This window comes from Desulfarculaceae bacterium, from assembly GCA_020444545.1.
Taxonomy (GTDB): domain Bacteria; phylum Desulfobacterota; class Desulfarculia; order Desulfarculales; family Desulfarculaceae; genus Desulfoferula.
The window spans coordinates 38,695-56,958 of sequence record JAHLKT010000002.1; the positions used below are offsets into that span (position 1 = coordinate 38,695).

At 69.6% G+C, this 18,264-nt stretch carries 11 protein-coding genes; 6 read left to right on the forward strand and 5 right to left on the reverse strand.

The features are described from left to right. Positions 1 to 28: 28 nt before the first annotated feature. The 3 genes from KQH53_04725 to KQH53_04735 all read left to right on the forward strand — a co-directional run bounded on the left by KQH53_04725 (position 29) and on the right by KQH53_04735 (position 5,053). Positions 29 to 1,207 (forward strand): homocysteine biosynthesis protein, encoded by a 1,179-nt coding sequence (locus tag KQH53_04725; protein MCB2225962.1) that lies wholly within the window; start codon positions 29 to 31, stop codon positions 1,205 to 1,207. 32 nt (positions 1,208 to 1,239) lie between these two features. Then, positions 1,240 to 1,647, forward strand: coding sequence for a 4Fe-4S binding protein (locus KQH53_04730; GenBank protein ID MCB2225963.1), 408 nt, complete (start codon positions 1,240 to 1,242; stop codon positions 1,645 to 1,647). A 73-nt stretch (positions 1,648 to 1,720) separates the two neighbouring features. After that, entirely contained in the window at positions 1,721 to 5,053 is a 3,333-nt protein-coding gene (locus KQH53_04735; protein MCB2225964.1) for a glycosyltransferase family 39 protein, read from the forward strand. A 2-nt stretch (positions 5,054 to 5,055) separates the two neighbouring features. On the opposite strand, the gene KQH53_04740 is transcribed toward KQH53_04735, so the two are convergent. The 4 genes from KQH53_04740 to KQH53_04755 form a co-directional block, all read right to left on the reverse strand. Continuing rightward, positions 5,056 to 8,121, reverse strand: coding sequence for a hypothetical protein (locus KQH53_04740; GenBank protein ID MCB2225965.1), 3,066 nt, complete (start codon positions 8,119 to 8,121; stop codon positions 5,056 to 5,058). Then, the gene (locus tag KQH53_04745; GenBank protein MCB2225966.1) at positions 8,118 to 10,544 is read right to left on the reverse strand and encodes a hypothetical protein; all 2,427 of its coding nucleotides are present in this window, start codon (positions 10,542 to 10,544) and stop codon (positions 8,118 to 8,120) included. The genes KQH53_04740 and KQH53_04745 overlap by 4 nt, the downstream gene beginning before the upstream one ends. Further along, on the reverse strand, positions 10,541 to 11,005 hold the full coding sequence (locus KQH53_04750) for a hypothetical protein (GenBank protein ID MCB2225967.1): 465 nt from the start codon (positions 11,003 to 11,005) through the stop codon (positions 10,541 to 10,543). Before KQH53_04750 ends, KQH53_04745 begins: the two co-directional genes overlap by 4 nt. Positions 11,006 to 11,084: 79 nt before the next feature. Next, a complete protein-coding gene (locus KQH53_04755; GenBank protein ID MCB2225968.1) occupies positions 11,085 to 12,071 on the reverse strand; it encodes a flippase-like domain-containing protein in 987 nt (328 codons plus the stop codon). Between the two features lie 151 nt (positions 12,072 to 12,222). Between KQH53_04755 and asnB the strand changes: the two genes are divergently transcribed. The 3 genes from asnB to KQH53_04770 all read left to right on the forward strand — a co-directional run bounded on the left by asnB (position 12,223) and on the right by KQH53_04770 (position 17,018). Continuing rightward, positions 12,223 to 14,088, forward strand: coding sequence for an asparagine synthase (glutamine-hydrolyzing) (gene asnB / locus KQH53_04760; GenBank protein ID MCB2225969.1), 1,866 nt, complete (start codon positions 12,223 to 12,225; stop codon positions 14,086 to 14,088). Positions 14,089 to 14,528: 440 nt separating this feature from the next. Continuing rightward, positions 14,529 to 14,921, forward strand: coding sequence for a hypothetical protein (locus KQH53_04765; GenBank protein MCB2225970.1), 393 nt, complete (start codon positions 14,529 to 14,531; stop codon positions 14,919 to 14,921). 9 nt (positions 14,922 to 14,930) lie between these two features. Beyond that, positions 14,931 to 17,018, forward strand: a complete 2,088-nt coding sequence (locus KQH53_04770) for a flippase-like domain-containing protein (GenBank protein ID MCB2225971.1) — start codon at positions 14,931 to 14,933, stop codon at positions 17,016 to 17,018. Positions 17,019 to 17,298: 280 nt separating this feature from the next. On the opposite strand, the gene KQH53_04775 is transcribed toward KQH53_04770, so the two are convergent. Next, complete coding sequence (locus KQH53_04775; GenBank protein MCB2225972.1) at positions 17,299 to 18,261, reverse strand: hypothetical protein; 963 nt, start codon at positions 18,259 to 18,261, stop codon at positions 17,299 to 17,301. Positions 18,262 to 18,264 lie beyond the last annotated feature (3 nt).

The window sequence follows — 18,264 nt, forward strand, 5'->3', positions numbered from 1 at the left end:
TCAAGCAGGCATCATTAGGAGTGCGACCATGAGATCCATCGAGGAGATAAACGCCAAGATCAAGGCGGGCAAGGTGGTGGTGGCCACGGCCGAAGAGGTCGTGGGCATCGTGAAGGAACGGGGCGTCAAGGAGGCGGCCCGAATGGTGGACGTTGTGACCACCGGGACCTTCGGCCCCATGTGCTCCTCGGGGATTTATTTCAACATCAAGCAGACCACGCCCAAGATCAAGTGCGGCGGCGGGCGCGTGCTGGTGGATGGCGTCCCCGCCTATGCCGGCTGGGCCGCCGCGGACATCATGCTGGGCTGCACGGCTCTGCCCGAGGACGGGCCCCGCAACGCGGTGTACCCCGGCCTGTTCAAATACGGCGGGGCCCACATCATCGAAAAGCTGGTCAAGGGGGAGAAGGTCAAGCTGGAGGTGAAGACCTACGGCACCGACTGCTACCCCCGCAAGGAGTATACGGCCGAGCTCGGCCTGGACGACCTCAACGACGCGGTGATGTTCAACCCGCGCAACTCCTACCAGCTCTACAACGTGGCGGTGAACTTCTCCAAGCGCACCATCTACACCTACATGGGCGTGCTCAAGGGCCGCCTGGGCAACGCCAACTTCGGCACCACCGGGGCCCTGAGCCCCTTGCTCAACGACCCCGAGCTGCGCACCGTGGGCATCGGCACCAGGGTGTTCTTCTGCGGGGCCCAGGGCTATGTGGCCTGGCCCGGCACCCAGCACGTGCCCGAGCCCGCGCGCCTGGAAGGCGGCCTGCCGGCCAGCCCCTCGGCCACCCTGGCCCTGATCGGCAACCTCAAGGAGATGGACCCGGCCTATCTCAGGGCCGCCTCCATCGTGGGCTACGGCGCCTCCCTGGCCGTGGGCTACGGCCTGCCCATCCCGGTGGTGGACGAGCAGGTGATGGCCCAGTGCGCGGTGAGCGACGAGGACATCACCTATCCCATTGTGGATTACTCCGAAAACTATCCCCTGGGGCGCTCGGCCGATCTGGGCCGGGTGAGCATGGCCCAGCTTATGAGCGGAAGCATCGAGATCGACGGCAAGAGCGTTCCCACCGGCGGCATGGCTAGCCGGGCGCGGGGCCGCCAGATCGCCGGCGAGCTCAAGCGCCGCATCGAAGCGGGCCAGTTCCTGCTCGCGCGTCCGGTGGCCGCCCTGCCCGGGGCCACCCTGGCCGAGGCTCTGGCATAGGCATCATCAGGCAAGAGAAGGGATAGACCGCCGTGGCCAAGAAAAAACTGGTATTCAGCTTCCCCCCCCTGCTCATTCATGAGCCGGTGACCAGCAACCTGATCCGCAAATACGACCTGGAGGTGAACCTCCTCCGGGCGCGCATCCAGCCCCGTGAGCAGGGGCGCATCGTGGCCGAGCTTTCCGGCACTCCGGAGAGCATCAGCGCCGGAGTGGCCTACCTGGAGAACCAGGGCGTGCAAGTGGACACCCTGATCCAGGAGATCCGCCACTACAGCGACCGCTGCATAAACTGCACCGCCTGCACCGGGGTTTGCCCCACCGACGCGCTCACCGTGGACCCCGAGAGCGACGAGGTGGTGTTCGAGGCTTCCCATTGCATCATGTGCGAGGCCTGCCTGGCCGCCTGCTCCTACGGCGCCATGGAAAGCCTTTTCTAGACCGCTCCCCATGTCATAATCCGGGCCGCCGCCGCTTGACCCCGGCGGCGGCCCGGCCGCACAATGAACCGGCATGAGTCTGATCCGGCACATACCTCCCCGCCGCGCGGTTTTGGCCGCGCTGCTTTTGTTGGGCCTGGCGCTCCGGCTCTGGGGCCTGGCCTGGGAGGCTCCGCCTCCGGGCGGGGACATGGCCGAGGACTGGGGCTGGCGGGCCATCGACTCCCTGAGCTGGAGCCAGCCCTTCTGGCCCGGCCTGTGGCCCCAGGCCTTTTTCTCCCTGGCCGCCCTGGTGCAGGGCGCGGCCACCCTCTTGGCCGGGGGCCTGAGCCTGCTCACCGGCGAGACCCGCTTCATGGCCGAGCTGGCTCTGGACCCCCGCCTGGCCGGCCGCCTCACCGCCGCCCTGCTGGGCGCGGCCCAGATACCCCTGGCCTATCTCCTGGGCCGCCGCTGCTTCGACAGCGTGGCCACCGGGCTCCTGGCCGCCGCCCTGGTGGCGGTGAGCCCCCTGCTGGTGGCCCAAAGCCATTACCTGTGCGTGTCCGCCGGCCTGGGCCTGCTCCTGTTGCTCTCCGCCTGGCTGGCCTGGCTGGTCATGGAGCGCCCCCGCCCCGGCCTGTGGGCTGGCCTGGGCCTGGTCATGGGCCTGGCCGCGGCCACCCACACCCTGGGCCTGGGCGTGTGGCCGGTGGGCCTGGCCGCCGTGGCCATGGCCGCCTTGAGCACGCGGGCCTCGCTCTCGCGGCGCTGGCTGCTCTGGCCCCTGTGCCTGCTGGCCGGGCTGGTGCTGGGCTTGGCCCTGGGCGCGCCGGGCCTGTGGCTCCAGCCCTGGGAGGCGAGCCGCACGGCGGCGGAAGGCCTTTCCCTGGCCGGTCCGATCCAGCCCTGGCTGGCCCGGGGCCTGGCCCGTCTGGCCGGTCAGGGCCGCCTGCTCCTGGGCCCCGAGGGCCTGGTGCTGTGCGTGCTGTGGATATTGGGCGTGGCGGTGCTCATCCGGCGGGGTCTCAAGCGCCGCCTGGTGGTGGCCCTGGCCCCGCTGCCCATGATCGTGCTGGGCCTGGTGCCCAACGGCCTGGACGCCCAGGCCTGGACCGCCGCCTGGCTGCCCGGCCTGGCCGCGGCGGCGGCCTGGCCCCTGGTGCTGCTCTGCCGCCGCTTGCCCGCTTTTGCCTGGCAGGTGGCCGCGGTGGCCTGCCTGCTGGCGGCCGTCGTGGTGCTGGGCGGCTGGCGCTCGGCCGGAGTCAGCTATCTTTTCTGGCAGCAGGGAACTCCGGCGGCGGCCCGCGCCTGGCTGGGGCACAACCTCCCGCCCAAGGCCCGGGTACTCCTGGGGCCCGGCGCGCCCCTGGACCTGTTCGCCGGGGCCCGCCAATGGCGCCCGGGAATGCCTCCGGGCCAGGACTATCTGGTAGTCAACCACGCCTCCCGCGCCCCGGGCCCGGCCGGGGACGAGCTGGCCCGCCGCCAGCCCCTCAAGCGCTTTTTGTTCAGCCCGGGCTGGGAAGAGGGGCCCTGGGCCGCGCGCACCGGCTTCCCGGTGGGCCTGAACCCGCCGCTGAGCGTTTACGCCCCCCAGGCGCGGCGCGAGGTGCTGGTGCCCCTGGCCCTGCCCCGGCCCCTGGTGGGCCTGGAACGGCCCTACGCCCTGGTCTATCTGGACAACCCCGCCTATAGCCGCGATGCCTCCGGGGCCCTGCTGGCCGGGGCGGGCGGCCGCGCCCGCCGGGTGCTGCACCCCTCGGGCAGCCTGAGATCATTGGGCCTCCGACTGCGCAACCTGGGCGAGGGCCTGGCCCGGGTGCGCCTGAGCCGGGGGCTGTGGCCCCGCGACTCCCTGGTGCTCTACCCCGGCCAGCAGCGCGACCTGGTGCTGCCCGCCAGGGCCTGGCCGCCGGTGGTCTCCGGGCTCTATCCCCTGGGAGTGGAACTGGTGGAGGGGGATTCCCTCTACACCCGCCTGGTGTCGGACCCCGTGCTCTTGGGCAAGCAGGAGCTGGAGGCCGGGCGGTGGGAAGCCGCCGGGCGCTGGCTCGGCCAGGCGGCGGCGGGCGACGAGAGCTTCGAGGCCCTGGCCATGTGGGCCGGGGCCCTGGCCAGAGGGGGCAAGACCGAGCGGGCCGCCCAGGTTCTCTCGCGCTTGGACGGGCGGGTGGCCTGGGAGTACGCCGCGTTGGCCGCGGGCGAGCCCGGACCGGAGTGGGACGCCAAGCTGGGCCGGGTCACAGGCTATCATCCCGGCCTGCTGCGCCAGGCCACCTCCAAGACCTACGAGCTGCGCGGGCCCCTGTGCTTGGCCGACGGTCGTCCGGTAAGCCTGAGCGGCCGGGGCTACACCGGCAGCTTCTACCGTCACCACGGCCAGCCGGGCGCCATCCTGGTGATGCGCCCGTCCGCGCATTGGCCCCAGGGCAGCTGGCGGGCCGAGCTGAGCCTCAAGGCCCCGCCGGGCGGAGAGCCCCGCCAAGTGCTGGCCCGTGCCTCAATCTGGGCCTGGGCCGCCGTGGGCGCCAGCCTGGTGGCCCAAAAGGACATCACTGCCGGAGACCTGGGGGGCGGCAAGGTGAGCCTGCCCTTCGTGCTGGAGGACGACGGCACCCGCCTGGAGCTGCGCCTGGAGTTCACCACCCGCCAAACCCTGAACCTGGAGAAGTTGGTTCTGGGGGCCGACATCCGGGCCCACATGCGCGCGGTGCTGGCCTGGTATCAGAACGCCCGAGGGCTGGTGGCCTTGCGCAACAAGCGGTACCAGGCAGCGGTGGATGCCTTTCAGGGAGAGCTGAAGCTGGCTCCCGGCTCATCGGCTGCCTATTTGCCCCTGGCCAAGTCCCTGGTGGAGGTGGGCCAGCTGGAGGCGGCCTATGTGGTGGCGGTGCGCGCCGAGGAAGCCTACCGCGCCTTCCCGGACCAGCTGGAGCAGGTGGCCGCGCTGTACAAGGCGCTGAGCAAAAAGGAAGACCTGGCCCGGGTGGAGGAAAACCTGAGCCATCTGCGGCCTTCCTTGCAGCGGGTCAGCCGCTTTGCCGACGGCCTCACCCTCCTGGGCTACGACCTGCCCAAGGCCAAGGTGAAGCCCGGCGGCAAGCTGGAGATCAACTTCTACTGGCGGGCCTGGCAGCCGGTGCCCCTGGACTACACCATCTACCTGCATTTGCGCGGCCCGGGGCGCACCCTGAACTACGACCACCATCTGGACCACGCCCGAATGGCCATGCCCGCCCTGAGGCCGGGCCGGGTGGTGCGCGAGGACTTCAGCCTGGATATCCCGGCCGACGCGCCCAAGGGCAAGTACAAGGTGGTGCTGGGGTTGTGGGACCCGGAGCTGTCCCCCGAGGCGGTGGAGATCGTGGGCGGCGAGGACAAGGGCGGCCGCGACGTGAACCTGGCTGAAATCGAAGTGCAGTAAGGCTAGGGCAGGGGGCGCACCGAGGCTCCGGCCACCCGCAGGGTGCCGCCCTGCTCGAAGCGCACCCGAAGGCCCAGCTCGGCCCGGCGCTTGAGCTCGAAGGGCACCACGATCTCCTGATAATCAGCGGACAGATCGCGGCCGCGCACCGGCTTTAGGGCCAGGGGCAGCCGTCCCAGGTCCGTGGCCACCACCAGGCTGGCCACCAGAGCCCCGGCGGGGAGCGCGCCTTCCCCGGCCAGGCGGAAGCGGGCCTCGTAGCGTCCCGGCGCGTAGGTCTGCTGTGGCCCGTGCATGAGGTACAGCGGCGGGTGCCAGCCCGCCCGGCCGCGCACCGCCAGGCCGGTGGGCACGCGGGAGTCGGCCACCAGCTCGCCGGTTTGGCGCCACAAGCGGCTGGCCGGGTAGAATCCCTGGGTGCGCTCCATGCCCGCGAAGTTGATCAGCACCACGTCCAGGGCCAAAGCCGCCTTGCCGTTGTATCCGGTGCGCAGGTCCAAGGGGGCCACTTCATCCAAGCGGAAGGGCACGGCCACGTCGTGCCACTGGCCGTCCACGGGCAGGATCTCGGGCGATAGGTCAGTGGCCGAGAGCAGCCGCCCGGTGCCCGCGTCGCAGACCTCCACCCGGCCCGCGTCGGCCGGGCCCGGCCCCCGGCGCAGGCGGAAGCGGGCCACGTAATCCCCCGGCGGGAAGGGCCGTCCCGGCCCCCGGCTCAGCCAGCCCGGTGGGTCCACGCCTGGAGTGGCGGCGCGCAGGTTGCCCCCGGCGCGCGGCAGGCGCGGCCCCAGGGGACCGCCCAGGGCGGCGGCTTCTTCGAACATCAGGCCCCAGCCCGAGGCCCCGCGTTCCTCGATCACCCGTCCCACCTTGCCCCGCAGCCACTCGCCCTCCCACAGGCTGGTGATGGGCGAGACCTCGGTCGTGGCGTCGCGGGCCGGTCCCTTAAGGCCGGTGGGCTCCATGAGCCACACGTTGCCCGCTTGCAGGGTGGGCCGTAGCAGGCCGCTGGCCGCCAGGCGGCGGCGGGCCAGCTCGGGCGGGAAGGGCGACACCTTGCGGGTGTAGACCTCCTCGTCTTCGTAGAACGCCACCAGCCCCACCTTGAGCTTGTCCAGCACCTCCCGCGCCGCTGGCGTCACCCAGCCGAAGTCCAGGGGGTAGAGCGGCCAGAACACCTGGTCCACATAGGCCTGGGGCACCTGGGGCGAATATCCGTTGACCATCTTGGCCCGGGTCTGGACGATGAGCAGATCATAGGCCGAGGACTGATGCGAGTCGCCCGGCCAGATGGGCAGGCCCAAGACTCTCTGCGGCGCGTCGGGCCCCATGGGCAGGCTCTTTTTCACCTGCGCGGCCAGGGGGCCGGGAGGGGCGATCAGGCAGAGGCCGGGCTGCTTGGCCGGCCAGAAGTCCCAGGCCACCAACAGAGCCACCAGCACGGCCAACAGGGCCGCCGCGCCCTTGCGGCTGCCCCAGGCGCGGGCCAGCTGGCCCAGGGCCCAGCCGCCCAACAGGCCCATGAACAGCACCGCGAAGATGACGATGCGGCCGGGCACCCGGGGGTAGTTGAAAAAGGGCACGTGGTCGTAGAGCCAGGCGTAGAGCGGCAGCTGGGGCAGGTTGGGCCCCAGGCAGAGCAGGGCGGACACCAGCCCCAGCCCGGCCCACAGGGGCGCGGCCCCGCCTTGGCGGCGGCTGAAGGCCAAGAGCAGCAGCCCCGCCCCGGCCAGCACCAGGAGCACCAGGCCCAGATAGACCACCTGCTCGGAATGGGCCGGGGAGATGCGGAACAGGTCCGCGGTCTGGGGCGCGAAGAGCTTGACCTCGCCCAGGGAGCGCCCCTTGCTGGCGATGGAGGCGTCCAGCACCCGGGCCTTTTGCACCAGCATGGCCGCCACCCCCAAGCCCCAGCCCAGGCCCAAGGCGACGAGCGGGGGCCAAGTGCCCACGGGCAGGCCGGGCCAGGAGCGCGCCCGCCACAGGGGCGGCACACAGCGCCAGGCCCCCCAGAGGAGCAGCGCGGCCACGATCACCTTGCCCAGGTGGGGTGCGTCCAGCCAGAACTGCACCGCGTAGAGCGGGCTGAGGATCAAGGGAGCCAGGCCCTTGGCGATGAGGGCGCGGGCTTGGCCGGTGGGCAGCTTGCTCAGCCCGGCGGCCAGCCAGGCCAAGAGCAGCCACACGCACCAGAGCAGCACCAGGCCCAAGCCCAGGCTCAGCGGCAGCTGGCTCCAGCCCACGCCCCCGCCTCGCGCGGCGGCCAGGTGCAGGCTTAGCCCCAAGGCCGACCCGGCCCCGGCCACCCACCAGGCGGCGGCGGGCGAGTAGGCGTCCTCGCCGCTGTCCGGTTGCTCCGCGCGGCCCATGGTCAGCAGCCGGAGCGGCACGTAGAGCCCCAGGGCCAGGGTGCTGTAGAAGAGCAAATGCCCTTCCATGAGCCCCACGGCCGTCAGGCACAGGCCGCCCAGGGCCCCCCAGAGCCAGGAGCGCCGCGCCCAGCCTTCCTCCAGCAGCCAAAGGGTCAGGGGAAGCATGAAGGCGATGAAGCCGTAGAGGTGGCCCGAGAGGCTCTGCGAGGCGCGGAAGGGCAGTAGGGCGTAGATCAAGGCCAGGGGCAGGGCGGCCAGGGCGCTGCCCAGCAGGCGGCGGCCCAGGGCGAAGGCGGCCAGCCCGGCCAGCAGATAGCAAAGGATGGTCACCGCGTTATAGGCCCATAGGCTGCCCAAGGGCTGGAAGGCCAGGTAGAGCAGGGAGAAGGGGAAATTGGCGTAGAGCGCGGTGCCCCCAGGGTTCAGCCAGGTGTTGAACTCGTAGGGGTTGGAAGGAAAGCTCGAAGCCCCGAAGAGGTTGTCCCCGAAGAGCCAGGACCAGTAATAGAACTGCAAGTGGTCGCCGGGCATCTCCGGCACCAGCTCCCAGCCGGGCGAGGGATGGTACACGTAGGGGATGGAGCCGTTCCAGTGCGCGGCCAGGGGCCAGGTGTGGGCCAGGGCCAGGAGCAAGAGCAGCGCGGCCACGGCCAGGGCGGCCCGCCAGGCGGGGGCGCGTTTCTCCTGGGCGTTCACGGCTCCACCCTCACGATGGCCATGGACTCCACCCTCAGCGGCGCAATGCCGGTGCTCCCCACCCGGAACTCCAGGTTGGTGGCCCAGCGTTTCAGGCTGAACTCGATGGCCGCCGGCTTGCCCAGCTCAGCGCCGGTCAGCTTGATGCCGGTCATGATCCTCTGGCCCTTGTCCTGGCTAAGGTCTAGCCAGGCGGCCTGCTCCGGCCCCTGGTAAGGGCTCTTGATCAGGGCCACGGCCCGGTAGCGGCCGGGCGGCAGGGCCAGATACTGCCCCCACACGTAGAGGCCGGGCTTGACCCCGGCCGGGATCTCCAGGGCCTCCTTGGAGCCGGGCGCGGTTTTGGCAGCGCCGTGCTGGTAGCGGGCCGGGGGCAGGGGCAGCTCCATGAGCGCCGAGGGCTCCACGCCCGAGGTCCCCAAGTGCAGGCTGCCGCCGCCCGGGGGTAGGTCGGAGAGCCGGTTCCACAGCACCACCCGCTGGGCCGGGTTGCTCAGGTTTAGCACGCCGTCCCCGATGCGGTCGGCCAGGGCCCCGGCTCCGCCCACCAAGACAAAGGCCAGGCACAGGCCGGCCAGGGCCCGCGAAGGTCCGTAGACCTGGTTACCCAGCTGCATGGCCACCAAGGCGGCCAGGGCCACGAAGGCCCACACCAGGGCCAGGTCCGCGTTCACTTGGGGCGCGGTGTAGTTGTAGATGAAGGCGGGCAAGAGGTTCTCGATGAGTGGGAACTGGAGCCCGCTGCCCAGCACCACCTTGTGGCCGTACACCGCCGAGGGGAAGCGCATCACCCAGAACGAGGCTCCCAGGGAGGCCAGGCCCAACACGGCGGTGAAGACCCCATAGCGCGGCGGGCCCCAGCGCAGGCCCGCGGCCAGGCCCACGGCCAGGAAGGGCACCGCCGCCACCAGGTAGCGCGAGGGCGGGTTGATGCCGCCGTGCCAGTCCGCGAAGAGCCCGGCGATCAGGTAGGTCGCCCCGGCCATGACGATGGTCCAGAAGCCGTCGCCCACCCGGCGGCGGAGTAGCCAGAAGAGCCCGGCCAGGGCGGCCAGCCAGAGAGCCCCGTAGGTCAGGAGCCCCTCGCCCGCGTCCAGCCACAGGCCGCTGAGGCCTTCCCACATGCCCCGGGGATTGAGGTAGTGCCCCTGGGCGTGGATCTCCTGGCCCGGGAAGGGATGGCCGTAGAGGTATTGGAAATAGGCCAGCAAGAGCCCGGCGGAAAGAACGCAGGGCAGCAGGAAGAGCAGCACGCCCCGGAAATAGCGCCAATGGCGGAACAGGCAGTACAGTCCCAGGACAAGGGCCAGCAGCACGAAACGTTCGTGGAACCAGGCCAGATATCCGGTGAGCACCCCGGCCAGGAGCATCAGGCCCCAGCGCCCGCGCTGGGCCGCGCCCAAACAGCGGAAGGCGCTCACCGCGAAGGCGGCGGCTCCGATCTCCGCGAAGGCCAGGTTGCTGTAGATGAGCGTGGGCAGACACAGCGCCGCCGCCCCGGCCGAGACCAAGGCCGGGCCGTCGCGGCCGCTCTGGCGGCGGGCCAGCCAGAACGCCTCGGTGACCATCCAGGCGGCCAGGAGCCACAGGGCCATGGTAGCGGTTTTGCGCGGCCCCTGGCCCAGGTACAGGCCCCAGGAATAGAACGGCGCCATGAGCACCGGCAGGCCGGGGCGATGCTTGGATATCCAGCGCCCGTCCTTGGTCCAGCCTCCGTGCCCGCCGATCACCTTGGCCGGGTCGATGAAATAGGAGTTTTCCCGAAGGAAGATGTTCTCGGCCAGATCCAGGTCGTGGTCCACGGCCAGGCTGTGGGTGTTGAACAGATACTGCGGCTCGTCGCCGCCCATGAACTTGCCAACTTGGTTGCTCACCGTGGTGAGGCGCGCCCCCACCCCGGCGAAAAGCGCCAGGGCCAGGAAGAACACCATGGGCGATAGCCACACCCGGTGAATCTCGTCGCGCTTGCGGATGATGTCCGGCGCGGCCAGGCGGGTCTGCACCAGCACCACCCCGGCGGCGGCCAGGGCGGCCAGGGGCCAGGCCTCGCGGGCCAGGGCCAGGGGGGCCAGGCTGGTGCCCAGCAAGGGGGGCAACAGCTCGGCCAGGGGCACCAGAAACAGGGCCAGGGAGGGCAGCCAGGCCAGGGCAGCCAGATGGCGGGCGCGGGATCTGTCCAGGCCCTGGCGAGCCAGCCAGCGGGTCTGCCAGGCCGCGACCAGCGCCTGCAAGACCCAGACGCCCACGCCCAAACCCAGCCAGATGTACCAGGGGGGCAGCCGCCAGATCACCGCCGTTTCGCCGTGGGCCGTGGCGGCCAGGGCCACCGCCCAGCGGGTGGCGGCCAACAGGCCCCAGGCCACCCCGGCGGCCATCACCACGGGATGCCCCGAACCGTTGAACTTTAGGGACGGCGCTTTCACCTTGAGGGCAGCCCGAAGCGCTCCCGCCAGGGGTCCCACAGGCGGGATCTAGTCATGTCCAGATACAGGCGCTTGTTGTCCTGTTTGGCCCTCTCCAGGGCGCGGCCGGCCCGGTCGAGGTCTCCGGCCCGGGCCTCCAGCCAAGCCAGCTCGATCCAGAAGAACACGGGGTAGGTGCCCTGGTAGGCCTCCACTTCCTTCCAGAGCTTGTCGCGCTGATCGCGGGAGAGCGCTCCGCCGCTGGCCACGCTCTGCTGGTGGGCCACGCCCAAACGGGGCAGCAGGCGGTAGTCGGGCCGCCAATTGGTTTCAATGCGTTTTTGGGCCGCGATGCGCCTAAGCTCCCGCCCCTGGAGCCAGGGCCAGACCAGGATGCCGCCCAACACGATCACCACCAGCCATATCAGCCAGGGGGGCGGTCCGTGGCGTTCGCTCACCGGGGGGAGGGGGCTTAGGTCCAAGGTATAAGGCTCCGATAAAACCAGCGATTGGGGACGGGAACCAGCCTGAGAGCCATTAGACCACGCACACCGGGGAGCGTCAAGAAGCCCCGGGATCGGGCGGCGGATCAGCGGCTGAACGCATGCCGCCGCGCAGATACATGGGCACCGCTGGCAGAGCGCTGATCATGGAGCCCACGTTGACCAGGAAGCCGATGAGGAAGGCCGGGGTGGCTCCCACCCCCACCAGGCGGAAGAAGGCCACGTAGAGCCCTTCCAAGACGCCGAAGCTGGAGAAGCTCACCGGCAGGCGGGCCAGGAAGAACACCACCGGGGTCACCGCCGCCGCCTGCAAGAGGCTCAGGTCGATGTGAAGGGCCTTGGCGGTGAGCCAGTTGAAGACAATGGGCGCGCCCTGCTCCAGGAAGGAGAGGAACACGAACCAGAGCAGCACCCCGCGCTTGTGGCGGTAGGCATGGTAGGCGGCCACGAAGTCGAAGAACCAGGCCAGGAGCTTGTTCTTCTCGCGCCAGCGGGCGGCGGCGCTGGCGTGCAAACGGCCCGCCCAGGCGCTGAAGGAGAGGATCACCGCCAAACAGGCGGCGCCCAGGAACCCAAAGGACCACCAGAAGAACTCGACGGGCAGGTCGGTGGATATGCCCGCCAGGAGCACCAGGCCGATGATCGCTGCCAGGGCGGCGGCCACGAAACCCAGGGCCCGCTCCAGGAAGATGCTGGCGGCCACCGCCTGGGAGGGGCGGCCCGGCTTGGCGAAGAGCCCCACCCGCACCGCGTCGGCCCCCAGGGTGCTGGGCAAAAAGCAACCCGCGAAGGTAGCCAGATAATAGGCCTTGAGCGACTCGCCGTGCCCCGCCTCGTAGCCCTGGCTGAGCAGCAGCAGGCGCCACTTGTAGCTCATGAGCCAGCGGTCCAGGGTGAAGGCAATGATGAGCAGAACCAGGAATTCCCAGCGGGCGTGGGCCACGGCCCGCGCGGCCTGCTTCAGGTCCACGAAGAACACCAGCAGGACCACGAGCAGGCCCAGGCTTATGCCCATGCGCAACCAGGTTTTGGCGGATTTGCCCAAGCGGCCTCCCGGAGGGGTTAACGGGCTCAAGGTATCACCCGGCCCCGGCCCCGTCAAACCTTCGGATGTTGCACAAAACGCCAGGTTTCATTAGGCTTACACATTTCCAGCGCCCGGCGATTTCCTCCGGGCCGGCTCGGCGAAGGACGCTATGTGCGGCATCAACGGATTTTCCTGGCAAGACCCTGAGCTGATCCGGGCCATGGGCGACCGGCTGACCCACCGGGGGCCGGACGACCGGCACGAGATCACCGCCTTCGGCGCCTCCCTGGGCCAGACGCGGCTGTCCATCATCGACCTCTCGGCCAACGGCCGCCAGCCCATGGTCAACGAGGACGGCCAGGTCTACGTGGTGGTCAACGGCGAGATCTACAACCACCTGGACCTGCGTTCGGAGTTGATCGCCGCGGGCCACCAGTTCACCTCCAACTCCGACTCCGAGGTGGTCTTGCACGGCTACGAGCAGTGGGGGCCCGGGGTCATCGAGCGCCTGAGCGGCATGTTCTGCTTCGCGGTGCTCGACGGCAAAAACCGCCGCATAATGCTGGGCCGCGACCGCCTGGGCATCAAGCCCCTGTACTATCATCACGCGGGCGACAAGCTGATCTTCTCTAACGAGATCAAGGCCCTGTTGGCCTGGCCCGGCCTGGAGCGCCGGGTGGACCCCCAGGCGCTCTACCAATACCTGGGCTACGAGTACGTGCCCGCCCCGCGCACCCTGTTCGCGGGCATCAACAAGCTCCAGCAGGGGCACTACGCCATCTTCGACATGGCCAGCGGCCAGCTCACGGACAAGCAGTACTGGGACGTGAAGTTCGCGCCCCGCTTCTCCCGCCCCGAGGAGGCGGTGGAGGAGCTGCGCGGCCTCTTGCGCCTGGCGGTGAAACGCCGCCTCATGTCCGACGTGCCTTTGGGCGTGTTCCTCTCCGGCGGCCTGGACTCCACCACCGTGGTGGCCCTGATGCGCGAGCTGGGGGTGGAGCATCTGCGCACCTATTCCATCGCCTACCCGGACCCCAGCTTCAGCGAGCTGGAGTACGCCAACGACATGGCTCAGCACTACGGCACCGACCAGACGGTGCTGATGATCGAGGGCCTGTCTTTGGAAGACCTGGAGACAGCGGTTTATCACCTCGACGAGCCCATGACCGACCTCTCGGCCATTCCCCTGATGCTCATCTGCCGCGAGGCCAAGAAGACCGCCACCGTGGTGCTCTCCGGCGAGGGCGGCGACGAGATCTTCGCGGGCTACGACCGCTTCCGGGCCTCCAAGGCCGCCGGGTATTTGGGCCGTTTGCCCGGCTGCGCCCCCACCCTGAACCGCCTGGCTTCCCTTTTGCCCGACCAGCCCCAGAAGAAGGGCGCCATCAACGTGGCCAAGCGCTTTTTGGAGGGCTGCGTCCTGCCCCGCGACGGCGAGCATCTGCGCTGGCAGTACTTCCTGCCGCCCTCCCTGGCCGGGCAGCTTTTCCGGCCCGAGGTGGCTGCCCAGGTGGGCATCGACGACCCCTTCGCGCCCATCCGCAAGGTGCTCTCCTCCTGCAACAGCACCGACCGCCTGGACCGCGAGGTGTACCTGGACCTCAAGCTGGCCATGGCCGACAGCGTCTTGATGAAGGTGGACAAGATGTCCATGTCCACCTCCCTGGAGGTTCGGGTGCCCTTCCTGGACCACGAGGTGGTGGAGTTCACGGCCAGCCTGCCCTCCTGGTTCAAGCTCAAGGGCTTCACCACCAAGTACATCCTCCGCCAGGCCATCCGGGGCCTGGTGCCCGACCGGGTGGCTTTCCGGGGCAAGCAGGGCTACTCTCTGCCGGTGAAGAATCTGCTGCGCGACCAGCTCCAGCCCCTGATGCGCGATCTCTTGTCCACCAGCCCCCTGGTGAGCGAATTCATGAACCGGGCCACGGTGGACCGGCTCATGTCCGAGCATTTGGCCGGCACCCACAACCACAACCACGTCTTGTGGGCCCTGATGAACGCGGCCCTGTGGCACCGCCGCTTCTTCGAAAACTAGACTTCTTTCAGGGGGCGTGATACTTTTTCTAGGCAATCTAACCTCCCGCTGAGCAAGGGAATTTCATGACCGAGCCCAAGCAGGAATCCTACAAGACCCACCAGATGGCCACCTCCGGGGGCAGCGCCCTCAAGCGCTACCAGGAGCTCATCGTGGGCTCACGCTCCCTGGGCCGCCTCATCTACTTCGAGCTGTGCATGCTGGTGACCAACCTGCGGGGCGCCCTGGGCCTGGTGCTGCGCAAGCTGCTGTGGCCGCGTTTGTTCGGCTCCTGCGGCAGCGGGGTCACCTTTGGGGCCGGGGTGGTGCTTCGGCACCCCCAGCGCATCCACCTGGGCCAGAGGGTGGTGGTCTCCGAGGGCTGCATCCTGGACGCCCGCGACCCGGACAGCGAGCGGGTCATCGTCATTGGCGACGACGTGAACCTGGCCAACGAGGTGATGCTCTCGGCCAAGAAGGGCTCCATCGAGATCAAGGCCAACTGCGGCCTTAACGCGCGGGTCATCATCCACTCCGTGGCCGGGAACCCGGTGAGGGTGGCCGAGGGCGTGGTGATCGGGCCGCTGTGCTATCTGGCCGGGGGCGGCGACTACCACACCGACCGCCTCGACATCCCCATCGGGCAACAGGGCATCAAGGACCTGGGGGGCATCTCCGTGGGCTCAGGGGCCTGGCTGGCCGCCTCGGTCACGGTCACCGACGGGGTGAGCATCGGGCAGGGGGCCATCGTGGCCGCCGGGGCGGTGGTCACCAAGGACGTGCCCGACCTGGCCGTGGTGGGCGGGGTGCCGGCCAAGATCATCAAGAGGCGGGGGGAGCCGGAGAGCGCCTAGGTGCCCGCCATGAATCCCAACCAAACCAAGCCCAAACGCCGCCGGGCCACGGCCTGGCTGTCGCTGGTGGCCGCCGCGTTGGTCACCGGCGGGCTCTTGTACTACCTGGCCCGGGCCACCACCCTGGACGACTGGGTGCGGCTCTACCAGGGCCTGGCCTGGAGCATGTTCGGGGCCTACCTGGCCTGCTTCCTGGGCTCCATGCTGCTCAAGGCCCTGCGCTACCGCATCCTGCTGGACGCCTCGGGCGAGGGCCAGGCCCCGCGCTACCGCGATCTGCTCACCCTGACCTTTGTGAGCAACCTGTTCGTGGACTTGCTTCCCGCGCGCTCCGGCAGCCTGGCTTACATCGTGTTCCTCAACCGCAAGCTGGAGGTGGGCCTGCCCGCCTGCTTCAGCTCCTTTGCCTTCAGCTTCATCTTCGACCTCATCGGCATGTTGCCCCTGTTCTTCACGGCCATCATTCTCTACGGCGTGGCCGCTGGGCAGCACGCGCCCCTGCTGTGGGCCCTGTTGGCCGTGTTGGCCGTGATCGCCCTGTTGGCCCTGTTCCTGCTGGAAAAGGTGCTGGCCCTGGGCGAGGTGATCGTGGCCTGGCTGGCCCAGCGCCTGCCCGGCAGGCTGGGCGACTGGGGCTGGCGTGGGGCCCAGGAGCTGGGGGCCATGGCCAGCGACGTGAGCCGCATCAAGGGCCAGGGGGTTTATGGCCGGGTGCTGGTGGTGTCGGTGGCCATCCGGGCGCTGAAATATCTGGGCCTGTATCTCTTGGTGGTCGGGTTGGCCGCCCAGTGGCCCGCCGAGGCGGCGCGCCTGTCCTTCCCCTTGATTCTCTTTGCCCTGGTGGCGGCCGAGGCCACGGCCAGCCTGCCGGTGAGCGGCATCGCGGGCTTCGGAGCCTATGAAGGAGTAATGATGGCCACCTTGCGCGGAGCCGGCCTGGCCCCCACCCAGGCGGCCTTGATCCCCTTTGGCCTGCACCTGCTCACCCAGACCGTGGACTACCTTTTGGGCGGCGTGGCTTTAATCGTGCTGAGCCTGATCAAGCCGCGCAACGGCGGCGAAGCGCCCGCCGCCCATCCCAAGCGGCGGCGTTGGCTGGCCTGGCTGGTCGCCCTGGGCGCGGCGGCAGTGCTCCTAGTGGGCGGGGTGCACTTCGGGCCGCGCCTGTTCTACCAGCACTTCGGCGGCATGGTGCTGGCTCCGGTGGGGGGCGGCCTGAGCCCGGAGCAGCAGGCGCTCATAAGCGCCCAGACCCAGGGCCTCAAGGCCAAGGTGGTGTGGTCCTCCAGCCGCTCCGGCAACCACGAGCTGTATCTGCTCACCCTGCCCGAGCTCAAGCTATATCGCCTGACCTCCAACGACCGGGTGGATTACTACGCCCGCTTCTCGCCCGACGGCAAGCGCCTGGTCTTCGCCCGCTCCCAAAAGCCCTGGGTCAGCGAACGCGACGAGATTCCTTGGGACGCCTACGTCCTGGACCTGGCCAGCGGCAAGGAGAGCCTGGCCGCCAACAACGCCAACTATCCCCAGTGGGCCGGGGAAGGCAAAATCAGCTTCATGCGCGGCGGCCAGACGGTGCTCAAGGACCTGGCCACGGGCAAGGAGAGCGTCATCTACGACGCCTCCGGCCCGCCGGTGCAGGGCGTGGCCCAGACCCCGGAGCTCTCGCCCGACGGCAAGCTCCTGGCCTTCACCGCGCGGGGCAAACAGCGCGGCACCATGGTCTACGACCTGGCCTCCAAGGAGCTACGCACCATCGCGGGCGGTTGCGAGATCACCTGGTTCCCCGGCGGCCAGGAGGTGCTGTGGGTGGAAAACGGTGGGCACGGGGGCAATCAGATATTGGCCTCGCGGCTCAGCCCGGTGAAGCCGCGCGTGTTCATGGACCTGCCCGGCGCGCACAGCCACGAGTACTTCCCGCGCCTGTCGCCGGATGGGCGCTGGCTGGTGTGGGGCGCTTCGGCCAAGGGGCACGAGCACGACATCGCGGATTACGAGATATTTCTGTGGAAGGTGGGCACGCCCTGGGAGAAGGCCCTGCGCCTGAGCCGCAACGCGGCCAATGACCGCTGGCCGGACATCTTCATTGAAAAGTAATTGGGGCCTTAGGCCGGGGGCCGAGAGAAAGAGTTTGTGAAGGAAGGAAAAGGGGCGGTTGGTGAATCAGGGCATGTTGCGCGGGCCCCGGCGAGGCGGGCACGCATCCTTCCGGCCAGGTAAATGCTACCTGGCACGAGTCCCGGCCGTCCCCATGGCGACCGTGTGACCGCCTAATCGGCGCTAATCGCGGCACCCCGCCGGTCCGGCCGAACTAGGCCCGCGAGTTTTCCCCTTTCCAAACCTCTTATTCAGGGCTGCGCCCAAAGACGACGCCCGGTCATTTGGCTTGGAACAGCTCCCAGTCGATGCGCGCCCCGCGCAGCATGGCGTTGATCGCCGGGCCCAGCTCCTGCCAGTCGCGCTCGCCCCGGGCCCCGCGCAGCTCGCCCCATAGCCAGATGCGCTCGCCGCCCTTGAGCGGCTTTTGCACCAGAGCCAGGCGCTCGAAGATCAGCGTGCCCCGCTGCTCTCGCTTGCGCTCGTGGACCGTGCACAAATACTTGCCGATGCGGCTGTGCCCCAGCAGGCTCCAGCCGCTCAGTTCCGGGGCCGGGCCCTTGCGCCAGCCCACGGCCATTTCGCCCTCTGCCCCAACCGGGCCGCGCCAGGAGCGGCCGCCGGGCACGGCCTCGCCGCGCCAGTCCCAAGGCAGATTGATATACACCCCGCCTTTTTCCACCAGGCGCCACTGCGAGCCCAGCACGAAGAAAAAGGGCTCAATGCGCAGGGACCCCAGGATGGCCTCGCGCCAGGCGCGGGTGCGCTCCCACAGCTCTGGGCCGCTGTCAGCCACGGCCCACAGGCGCTTGCCGTCCACCAGCGGTTGGTCCAGCACCAGGATGAGCCGTTGCCGGGCCCACTGCGTGCCCGCCAGCTCGTGCTGCTCGAAAGCCTGGGCCGGGCGCCCGGCCAGGGTGCTGGGCCCCAGGGCCTTGGTGTTCACCTGGCCCTCCCGTCCCGGCAAGGGCGGGCCGTCCATCTCGAACAGGGAGAACTCCATCTCCGTGAACAGGGGGCCGGTCTTGCGGGCCCACCAGCCGTAGAGCGGCCGAAGGCCCACGTAGAAGAAGCCGTACCAGCGAGAGGGGACGGCCAGGCTCACTCCCCGGCTGTCGTAGAGCCGCCACTGTTCGCCGGGCAGGGGGGCGTGGGGCCCGGCCAGCACGTCCTGCTCCGCGCTCGCGGGCAGGGCGGCCACAAGCAACAGCAGGGCCAGCACGGCGGCACAGGCGCGGCGCACGGC